Annotated in this window: 3 protein-coding genes; 1 reads left to right on the forward strand and 2 read right to left on the reverse strand. The window is 62.2% G+C overall.

Translation table 11 applies throughout. The features are described 5' to 3' along the window. The first annotated feature begins 183 nt into the window (after positions 1 to 183). Entirely contained in the window at positions 184 to 1,341 is a 1,158-nt protein-coding gene (locus OEJ37_RS30925; RefSeq protein WP_174420890.1) for a porin, read from the forward strand. 356 nt (positions 1,342 to 1,697) lie between these two features. On the opposite strand, the gene OEJ37_RS30930 is transcribed toward OEJ37_RS30925, so the two are convergent. Then, positions 1,698 to 3,371, reverse strand: a complete 1,674-nt coding sequence (locus OEJ37_RS30930) for a long-chain fatty acid--CoA ligase (protein WP_263348550.1) — start codon at positions 3,369 to 3,371, stop codon at positions 1,698 to 1,700. 136 nt (positions 3,372 to 3,507) lie between these two features. After that, on the reverse strand, positions 3,508 to 5,583 hold the full coding sequence (locus tag OEJ37_RS30935) for a molybdopterin-dependent oxidoreductase (protein ID WP_174420888.1): 2,076 nt from the start codon (positions 5,581 to 5,583) through the stop codon (positions 3,508 to 3,510). Positions 5,584 to 6,000: the final 417 nt, after the last annotated feature.

Here is a 6,000-nt window from a genome sequence, read left to right on the forward strand (position 1 = left end):
CCGTGATTTTAACCATTGTTGCATAAAGGAAACATGGCGACCTTGAGCTGCGGCATTTCGCTTTGTGGCAAAAAACGGTTTTGCTACATTACGAGCGACTTCTTGCGAAGTTGATGGGGCCCGTCAACAGAACATAACTATCCGCCCCGCCAAAAAAATTCAGTGATTCTTGGAGATCCGTTAATGAAAAAGTCGCTTCTCGCGCTCGTCGCGCTGGGTGCGTTCGCTGGCGCTGCCCATGCGCAAAGCAGCGTGACGCTTTACGGCATCATCGATGAAGGCCTGCTGTTCAACAACAACGCGGGCGGCAAGCACCTGTACAGCATGGCCAGCGGCGTGATGCAAGGCAGCCGCTTCGGCCTGCGCGGCACCGAAGACCTCGGTGGCGGCCTGAAGGCGATCTTCACCCTCGAAAACGGTTTTGACGTGAACAGCGGCAAGCTCGGTCAGGGCGGCCTGATGTTCGGCCGTCAGGCTTACGTCGGCCTGTCGAGCCAGTACGGTACGGTCACGCTGGGTCGCCAGTACGACTCCGTCGTCGACTTCGTCGGCCCGCTCGAGGCAGGCGACCAATGGGGCGGCTACATCGCTGCTCACCCGGGCGACCTCGACAACTTCAACAACGCCTATCGCGTGAACAACGCGGTCAAGTTCACGAGCTCGTCGTACGGCGGCTTCACGTTCGGCGGCTTGTACAGCTTCGGCGGTCAGGCTGGCCAGTTCTCGAAGAACCAGGTCTGGTCGCTCGGCGCAGGTTACAACAACGGCCCGCTGGTCTTGGGTGTCGGCTACTTGAACGCACGCACGCCGGGCAACTTCGGCGGCATGTTCAACAACGGCTCGACGGCTGCGACGACGGCAGTATCGTCGCCGGTCTACGGCGCATACGCGAACAACGCGAACACGTACCAGGTTATCGGTGCAGGCGGCGCTTACACGTTCGGTGCAGCGACGATCGGCGCGACGTACTCGAACACGAAGTTCAAGGGCTTCTCGGTCGGTCCGTTCGTGGACCAGACCGCGACGTTCAACAACGGCGAAATCAACTTCAAGTATCAGCTGACCCCGGCGCTGATTCTCGGCGCAGCGTACGACTACACGCAAGGCAGCAAGATCGACGGCAACTCGGCAGCCAAGTACCACCAGGGCTCGCTGGGTGTCGACTACTTCCTGTCGAAGCGCACCGACGTCTACGTGATCGGCGTGTACCAGCACGCATCGGGCAACGTGCTCGACGCCAAAGGCGATGTTGTTCAGGCAACGGCAGCGATCAACGGTCTCGCAGGTTCGAGCACCAGCAACCAGGTCGCAGCACGCGTCGGCATCCGTCACAAGTTCTAATCAGCTTGCCTGACAAGCCGCAGCATATTGAAGGCGCCTTCGGGCGCCTTTTTCTTTGCCGGCGATGAAAACGGAAGCGGCGTGCCGGACGATCGCGGTGCGATTCACGACCATCTGCATGGTCGGCAAAGCATACGCAAATGCCGGGCGCTGCCAACGCATGCGCCGAAATGCCGTGCCGTCCGACCTCAGCGCTCCCGCCGGCCACTCGACCGAATCGTCCCGGCCCGAGGGAGTCCCCTTCGTCGGACGCCTGTTGCACGCGGTTGGATCCGGCGGCGTCGAATTTCGCGCCCACACGGCGCAGCAAATAAAAAACCCGGCACACAGCCGGGCTTTCGCGGTCGATTTCGACGTTACGCGCGCCCGTCGCGCAGCTCGCGCCGCAGGATCTTGCCGACGTTCGTTTTCGGCAGCTCCGTGCGGAACTCGACCAGTTTCGGCCGCTTGTACCCGGTGAGCCGCTCCTTGCAGTAAGCAAGGATGTCCTTGTCGGTGAGCGCCGGGTCCTTCTTCACGATGAACAGCTTCACCGCTTCGCCGGAATGCTCGTCCGGCACGCCGACGGCCGCCACCTCGAACACGCCCGGATGCGACGCCACCACGTCCTCGACTTCGTTCGGATACACGTTGAAGCCCGACACGAGAATCATGTCCTTCTTCCGGTCGACGATCTTCACGTATCCGCGCGCATCCATCACGCCGACGTCGCCCGTCTTGAAGAAGCCGTCCGGGAACATGACCTTCGCGGTCTCGTCCGGCCGGTTCCAGTAGCCGGCCATCACCTGCGGCCCGCGGATGCAGATCTCGCCGGGCTCGCCGAGCGCGACGTCGTTGCCGGCGTCGTCGCGAATCGCCACTTCGGTCGACGGCAGCGGCAGGCCGATCGTCCCGCTGTATTCGGTCGCCGTCACCGGGTTGCAGGTCGCCACCGGCGACGTTTCGGACAGCCCGTATCCTTCGATGATCGCGGTATGGGTCTTTTCATACCAGCGCTTCGCGACGCCCTCCTGGATCGCCATGCCGCCACCGTTGGCGATCACGAGCTTGGACAGGTCGAGCTGACTGAATTCGGGATGATTCAGCAGTGCGTTGTATAGCGTATTGACGGCCGGAATCGTCGAGATCTGGTAGCCCTTCAGCTCCTTGATCATCCCGGCGATGTCGCGCGGGTTCGGGATCAGGATGCCCATCCCGCCCGTGCGCATCGTCAGGAAACCGCAGACGGTCAGCGCGAACACGTGATACAGCGGCAACGCGACAACCGTCACGAACTGTTTCACCTCCGGGTACTTCTCATGGGCCGGATGGTGCCAGGCGCCGGCCTGCAGCACGTTCGACACGATATTCCGGTGCAGCAGCGTCGCCCCCTTCGCGACGCCGGTCGTACCGCCCGTGTATTGCAGGAACGCGACGTCGTCGGGGCCGATCTTCTGTGGCTTGAACGCCTGCCGCGCACCTTCCGACAGCGCGGCGTTGAAGCGCGTGAACGACGGCAACTGCCACGCAGGCACCATCTTCTTCACATTGCGCACGACGTAATTGACGAGCCATCCCTTGATGCCCAGCAAGTCGCCCATCGATGCGACGACGACATGCTTGACGGCCGTATTGGCGATGACGGCCTGCAGCGTCGACGCGAAATTCTCGAGTATGACGATCGCCTCGGCGCCACAGTCCTTCAACTGATGTTCAAGCTCGCGCGGCGTGTAGAGCGGATTGACGTTGACGACGGTGTAGCCGGCGCGCAGTACCGCGGCGATCGCCACCGGGTACTGCAGCACGTTGGGCATCATGATCGCGACGCGCGCACCGCGCGCGAGACCACGGGATTGCAGCCACGCGCCGAATTGGCGCGACAGCTTGTCGAGTTCGCCGTACGTGATGCCCTTGCCCATGCAGACGAACGCCGTGCGGTCGCGATACTGCCGGAAGCTTTCGTCGAGGAGATCCGGGACAGACGGATAAGGAGATGCGTCAATTTCGGCTGGAACGCCGGGTGGGTACGATTTCAGCCAAATTTTGTCCATACTGCGCGTCTCCTCACAGATTTTCGAATGGTCGTGCTAAAACGCATCGTAGCGGCTCGCCCGTCCCGAGACAACAGGGTTAGATGTCCACTTCGAACTTCCGCGAAAAATCGTCTGATCATACGGGAATATTCGATCAAATTCGCTCAACTTCCACAAGACAATCGTAAAACGTCGCCGAATTGCCGAGATCGGTCAGCGCCTGGCTCGTCACTTCGTTTGCGTTCCTGCCGTCCGGCGACAGCTTCTTCCACCAGATCGACAACCCGACAACGAGCCCCGCACGTGCGCGATCGGTAATTCTCGCGAGCGCCTGCATCGATCCGCGGTCGTTGAAGATGCGTACGATGTCGCCCTCCGAGATGCCGCGCGCATCGGCGTCGGCTGGGTGGATGTCGAGATGCGGCTCGCCTTCCGTGGTGCGCAGGCTGTCGACGTTCACGAACGTGCTGTTTAGGAAGTGGCGCGCCGGCGGCGAAATCATCGCGAGCGGATAGCGCGCGGCGAGTTCGGGTGCGGCCTCCGCCGACTCGAACGGCGGCAGGTAGTCGGGAACGGGGTCCATGCCCATTTGCTCGAGTCGCGGGCTGTAGAACTCGCATTTGCCGGACGGCGTGCGGAAACCGCCATTCGCGAACGGCGCGTCCGGCAGCTTCAACTTCAGCCAGCCGTCCCGCTTCAACGTCTCCCAGTCGCTGTCGAGCGCAGGATCGTCCCACCGGAGCGACGCACGCGCTACCTCTTCGTCGCTGTGATAAAGCGCGGGTTCGTCGAGCCCCATGCTGCGCGCGATGCCGCGAAAGATCTCCGTGTTCGGCCGCGCATCTCCGACCGGTGGAATCGACGGCAGGTTTGCCATCACGTAGGTGTGGCCGTACGATTTGTGGATGTCCAGGTGCTCCAGCTGCGTGGTCGCCGGCAGCACAATGTCGGCGAAATCGACGGTATCGGTCTTGAAATGCTCGAGAACGACCGTGAACAGATCGTCGCGCGCAAAACCTGCGGCAACCTTCGAGGAATCCGGCGCGACTGCCACCGGATTCGAGTTGTACACGATCACCGCCTCAACCTTGGGCCCGAACGTTGCGTCACCCGCGTGCAACAGCGCATCGCCGATCGCGTTCATGTTGATGATGCGCGGCAGCTTGTGCGGCCAACCCGGCATCAAATCCGGGCGCAGCAGTGCCTGCTGGTTGACCGGTGCGGATTCCGACGACGAGAGCAACAGCCCGCCAGCCCGATCCCGCCAGGCCCCTGTCAGCGCCGGCAGGCTCGCAATCGCGCGCACGGCGTTACCACCGCCGCGGACGCGCTGCATGCCGTAGTTGAGGCGGATCGACGCCTTGCGGGTCGCACCGTAACGACGAGCAAGGTCGATCAGCTCCGACGCGTCGATGCCGCAGATCTGCGCGACGCGTTCGGGCGGATAAGACATCGCCCGCGCCTTGAGCGCGTCAAAGCCGAGCGTATGGCTGGCGATGTAGTCGTGATCGAGCAGGTCTTCGGTAATCAGCACGTGCATCATGCCGAGCGCAAAGGCGCCGTCGGTACCCGGCTTCAACGCGATGTGCTGATGGCACTTCTCCGCTGTCAGCGAACGATACGGGTCGATCGCGACAAGACGGGCGCCACGGCGCTTCGCTTCTTGCGCACGCGTCCAGAAGTGCAGGCTCGACGCGATCGGGTTCGCGCCCCAGATCAGAATCAGCTCGCTTTCCTCGAAATGCTCGAGGTGCATGCCGAGGCTACCGCCATACGTGTAACGCAGCCCCGCTGCACCGGCCGCCGCGCAGATCGCGCGTTCGAGCCGCGATGCGCCGAGCTTGTGGAAGAACCGCTGGGCGATGCCCTCGCCCTGCACGAGCCCCATCGTCCCCGCGTAGCTGTACGGCACGATCGCTTCGGGTTCGCGCGCGGCGATTTCACCGAGGCGACGGCCGATCTCGTCGAACGCTTCGCTCCAGCTGATCGGTGCGAAGCGTCCCTCCCCCTTCGCGCCGACACGCTTGAGCGGGACCGTGAGGCGATCGGGATGATGAACCCGATCGGCATATCGGCTGACCTTCGTGCACAACACGCCCTGCGTCGGCGGATGGTCGGGATCGCCCGTGACCTTGATCGCCTTGCCATTCTCGACGGTCACACGCATGGCGCACGTGTCCGGACAATCGTGCGGGCAAACGGCCCGGGTTACCTGTGTGGCGACGTTCATCGTTTTGAATGCAGAGATGGGGATTCGCAAATTTTACGTGGACACGCCAGATAACGCGCTTGTTTCGTACGGATCTTGGGTTGTTTGACCGAAGAGCGATTGCGGGAGCGGAGGGGGTTTAGCGACTATGCGCGTCGTTTGCAGAGGGAGAACTGTGTGGCCTGCTTCGCATTCGACGTGGTCGATGGAAAATTGATCACGCTCGACCGCGCCATTCGATACGTGGGGCGGAGGGAACTGCAACTTTGATCGAAGATGCAACCAATAAGCCAGTGAATCGCTAAAGATATCGGCTATTGAGAGAATGCAGCACTGCAATTGGGCGCGTGGGAAGGTCGACTTGGCGCCATCGGTGCTCCGGCTCCGGTCACGCTGCCGTTGACTTAGCCGGCCCGCATTTTGTCCGCGCCAATGCAA

This window comes from Burkholderia sp. BKH01 (assembly GCF_025685725.1).
Lineage (GTDB): Bacteria > Pseudomonadota > Gammaproteobacteria > Burkholderiales > Burkholderiaceae > Burkholderia > Burkholderia pyrrocinia_C.